At 38.0% G+C, this 4,458-nt stretch carries 2 protein-coding genes and 2 pseudogenes; 3 read left to right on the forward strand and 1 reads right to left on the reverse strand.

Annotation, left to right across the window (positions count from 1 at the left end; all coding sequences use genetic code 11):
* Together JCM11969_RS17960 and clpL are read left to right on the forward strand one after the other, a co-directional pair.
* Positions 1-144 (forward strand): annotated as a pseudogene (locus JCM11969_RS17960) (IS30 family transposase); the annotation flags it as partial.
* Between the two features lie 216 nt (positions 145-360).
* Positions 361-2,475, forward strand: coding sequence for an ATP-dependent protease ClpL (gene clpL / locus JCM11969_RS16025; protein WP_054712824.1), 2,115 nt, complete (start codon positions 361-363; stop codon positions 2,473-2,475).
* Between the two features lie 181 nt (positions 2,476-2,656).
* Here the strand turns inward: clpL and JCM11969_RS16030 are convergent.
* Positions 2,657-3,402: pseudogene (locus tag JCM11969_RS16030) on the reverse strand (transposase).
* 395 nt (positions 3,403-3,797) lie between these two features.
* On the opposite strand from JCM11969_RS16030, the gene JCM11969_RS19455 reads away from it, so the two are divergent.
* Positions 3,798-4,058, forward strand: coding sequence for a hypothetical protein (locus JCM11969_RS19455; protein WP_225353346.1), 261 nt, complete (start codon positions 3,798-3,800; stop codon positions 4,056-4,058).
* Positions 4,059-4,458 lie beyond the last annotated feature (400 nt).

The raw sequence follows: 4,458 nt of genomic DNA on the forward strand, positions 1-4,458 counted from the left end.
CCCAAAGGGACTCGTTTTGAGCACATTAGTGCTCAAGATTTAACGACGACGTTACTCCAAATTAACCAGCGACCGCTTAAAATACTCGACTGGCAAACACCGTATCAGGTTATGCTGACAAATTTTTCCAAAAATTCGGATTAAATTTGCAATCTACCACATATTATATTTTGATATACTAATTAACGGCAATTTATCCTGAAAGGGTTTGTTGTAATGGTATTTCAAAGTATCTCGTTTAATACACCGATAAGCACTTTACTTAATGATACATAAAAATCGTGATACAATTAACTGAAGTTTTAAAGGATATTATGGTCACTAAGTTACACGTGTAAATTTTTATGGAGGTGTTGTACTATGGCGAATTTCTACGAAAATGATCCTTTTTTCAACAATGATATGGATGATGTTTTCAATCAATTATTTCGGCGCATGGATAATCAAAATTCGGAGCGTGCACGGTACTTAGTTAATGGAAAATCGTTGACACCAGATGAGTTTGCTCAATACCGATCAACTGGTAAGCTACCCCAAAATAATAAAACAATAGAAGTATCTAAAGATGGTAAACAGGCTTTTAAAAAAGGAGGGATTTTAGAAAAGTTAGGGACTAATTTGACGGAACAGGCTCGTGATGGATTACTAGATCCAGTGATTGGACGTGAGAATGAGATTCAAGAAACTGCAGAAATTTTGAGTCGTAGAACGAAAAATAATCCAATCTTAGTTGGTGATGCCGGTGTAGGTAAAACTGCAGTCGTCGAAGGTCTGGCACAAGCAATTGTGGCTGGTAAAGTTCCAGAAACGATTCAAGATAAAGAAATCTATTCGATTGATTTATCGTCTTTGGAAGCAGGAACTCAATATCGCGGTTCTTTTGAAGAGAATATTAAACAGCTGGTAAAGGAAGTTAAAGCAGCTGGTAATATTATTCTATTCTTCGATGAAATTCATCAGATTATCGGCACGGGTGCCACTGGTGGTGAAGACGGTGGCAAGGGATTGGCTGATATCATTAAACCAGCTTTGTCACGTGGCGAGCTGACTGTAATCGGGGCTACGACTCAAGATGAATATCGCAATACTATTTTGAAAAATGCGGCTTTGGCACGGCGATTCAATGATGTTGTGATTAATGAACCGACGGCCGCTGACACTTTACGTATATTACAAGGTGTTAAAAAGCTGTACGAAAAACATCATCATGTTGTATTACCAGATGATGTTTTGAAGGCGGCTGTGGATTATTCAATCCAATATATACCACAACGCACTTTGCCAGATAAAGCTATCGATTTGATCGACATGACTGCGGCTCATTTAGCGGCTAAAAATTCGCAAACTGATGTTGAGACATTGGATCAACGCGTTAAAAAATTAGAGGCAGCTAAGGAGGCCGCCGTTAAATCGGAGGACTTTAAAAAAGCCGCTGATATCAAGAAGTCGATCGAGGAAACCAAGCAAAAAATTAAAGAAACGGATCAAAAAGAAAAAATCACTGCCACGATTGATGATGTGGCACAATCGGTTGAACGTTTAACTGGTATACCAGTTGCTGATATGGGCGCTAATGATATTGAGCATTTGAAAAATCTTGATAAGCGTCTGAAAAGTAAGGTAATCGGTCAAGATGAAGCGGTTGAAATGGTAGCAAAAGCAATTCGGCGTAACCGTGCGGGCTTTTCAGAGGGTGATCAGCCGATTGGAAGTTTTCTGTTTGTGGGCCCAACTGGCGTAGGAAAGACTGAATTAGCTAAGCAATTAGCCTTAGATATGTTTGGAAATGAAAATGCGATTATTCGGCTAGATATGAGTGAATATGCTGATCGTACAGCTGTGTCGAAATTAATTGGTACCTCGGCTGGATACGTAGGCTATGAAGATAATGCTAATACTCTAACTGAACGGGTTCGGCGTAATCCATATTCCATTGTATTATTAGATGAAATTGAAAAGGCTGATCCACAAGTATTAACGTTACTATTACAAGTGATGGATGATGGGCGCTTAACGGATGGACAAGGCAATGTCATTAATTTCAAAAATACGATTATTATTGCTACTTCTAATGCTGGCTTTGGTAATGAAGCATTAAGTGGTGACAAGCAACGAGATCAGTCATTAATGGATAAGTTAGCACCATTTTTCCGCCCAGAATTTCTGAACCGTTTTAATGGAATCGTGGAATTTTCACATCTGACTAAGCAAGACTTAAGTCAAATTGTCGATTTGATGTTGGCGGATGTACAAAAAACGTTAGCCAAAAAATCCATCAAACTTGAGGTAACTAAAGCGGCCAAAGATTGGCTGATGGAACAAGGCTATGATGAAGCAATGGGGGCGCGGCCATTACGGCGAGTAATTGAACAACAAATTCGTGATAAGGTAACGGATTTCTACCTTGACCACTTAGATGTCAAAAACTTGAAGGCTGATTTAGTGGATGGTGAGATTGTGATATCGGCAGCTTAGCTTAAATCAGTGTTCATAAATAACTTTATGTAAGAGGAGATTTATTGGGCAGGAGATCGCTTGATAGATCTCCTTTTTTCGTTGATTTTCACCATTTGATATTAATCTATTGAGTAAATATGGATATCGTCAAGAATCTTGTGTAAATGAAATACCTCCGTACATATAATATGTAGTTAATTTAAATAAAGGATGATTCCAGGGTGTCCTGAAGTCCGTTGAATCTGCGATGGATTCGCTTCATGGACTTCTCGTTGTAGACGTTAAACTGAGAAACCAGGAATCGATTCAGTGAATCTTCCGTTGGAAATTGTTCTTTGTGGTTGGGGTTGCGTTTGAGATGCTTGTTAAAGTTCGCAATCAAGTTGGTTGAATACAATGAACCGCTTCTTTTTGGACGGTGTCCCGCTTTAAAGGCAGGTAATTGGCATCTAAGAAGATGGCCGCATATTGCGAAGGCAGTCGCCGTTGCTGGAAAGCTTGAACTTGTTCATCAACGACTTTGGTCGTGTTGGAAACCGTGGCTTTGGAGTAATGAGCACCGTACATTTTCTCAATGAGTTAGGCGATTTCGGTGGTGGTAATTCCCTTGGTGTATAGCTGAATAACCGTTGTTTCCAAGATGTCACTGTGCCGACCGTAGGCTGGCAAGATGTGGTTGTGGAAAATACCATTGCGATCCCGCGGAATGGTTAAGTTGAGTTGACCATACTTCGTATCAAACGAGCGTTCATAACTGCCATTGCGGTTATTTCTAGTGTTAATTTCAGCATACGAGTGGCGCTCATAGCCTAAAAAAGCTGCCAGTTCGGTTTGAAGCAGCTGGTTAATCGCAATTTCGAGGTGGTGCCGAAAAACTTCGTCTAAATCTTGTTTTTGGACTAGCGTAGCGATAATTTCTGTGGTAAGTTCATTCCCTAGTTCTATACAATTTAGAAATCTTTTTATGCGTTTACACAAGTTATTTTACGCTCTATGTTATCGAGCTTGCAACTTTGTATTATCAAAATAGAGGAGTATTAACGACCGTAAAGGACTTCCCGTATTCATTGCGTGTTTTGATTAATCAAGTTAAAATATAATCAACTTCTATTTATTTGGTATTGGCACATATATCAGAAAGACGTCATTCTTAATTGAGTGGCGTTTTTTTGTGTATCTAATAAAATTTCGATTTTATAACGTGACAATCTCGTGACTTTATTTTCAGACGTAATATAAACGCATTCTCGTGCATTGTTTGCTTATACGTGTATATAGGTTGTCAAATGCGTGCTATGATTGTATCAATAACTTAGCATATACTTGAAAGGGTGGTAGATTTGACAACAATTGCAGAAATTTCAAAGGATTTACACATATCAAGAGCAAGAATTTATCAAATAATAGATTCACTAGACGACAAAGACAAGCCTTTAAAAGATAGCGATAATAGATATATTTTAAGCCAAGATGTTGTTAATGCTATACATCAATATTATGCCAACAATACAAATAAGGATAGACAAGACAAAAGCACGTCAAGCAACGATCAATTAGTTAATATACTTAGCGCCAACTTGACGAAAAGGATCAACAGATAAACAAATTTCAAAAATTATTAGACCAACAACAGCAATTAAATTTATCCAGTCAGAAATTACTTGAAAATCAAAAGTCAGAACAAAATATCAAAAGCAACACCCTACAAAGCCGTGAGAACGATTCTAAGGACGATAGCAATGATTCATATACAAATATAAGCAAGCAAAACGAAAAGCCCTCTAATGAGACGAGAGAGAACTTTTGGAAACGGTTGTTTAGATAGGTTGTGAATATTTTTTGAGTAGTATGGGTGGCTTTTTTGCGTAAGTTAAGTGACAGCATTGATTGATTGTTATATGATTGTGTATGTCCTAAATGGACACAAGCAACGCTCCTAAGCAAAGCCTGTATGTACTGATTTCAGAAAAGCCCTCTATTCCGCATAATAGAGGACTTTTT

Origin of the sequence: Secundilactobacillus paracollinoides DSM 15502 = JCM 11969 (genome assembly GCF_001311135.1) — a bacterium.
Lineage (GTDB): Bacteria > Bacillota > Bacilli > Lactobacillales > Lactobacillaceae > Secundilactobacillus > Secundilactobacillus paracollinoides.

Bases quoted from the DNA above. Each gene is read 5' to 3' on its own strand.
- clpL (WP_054712824.1), top strand. From the start codon at position 361: ATGGCGAATTTCTACGAAAATGATCCTTTTTTCAACAATGATATGGAT.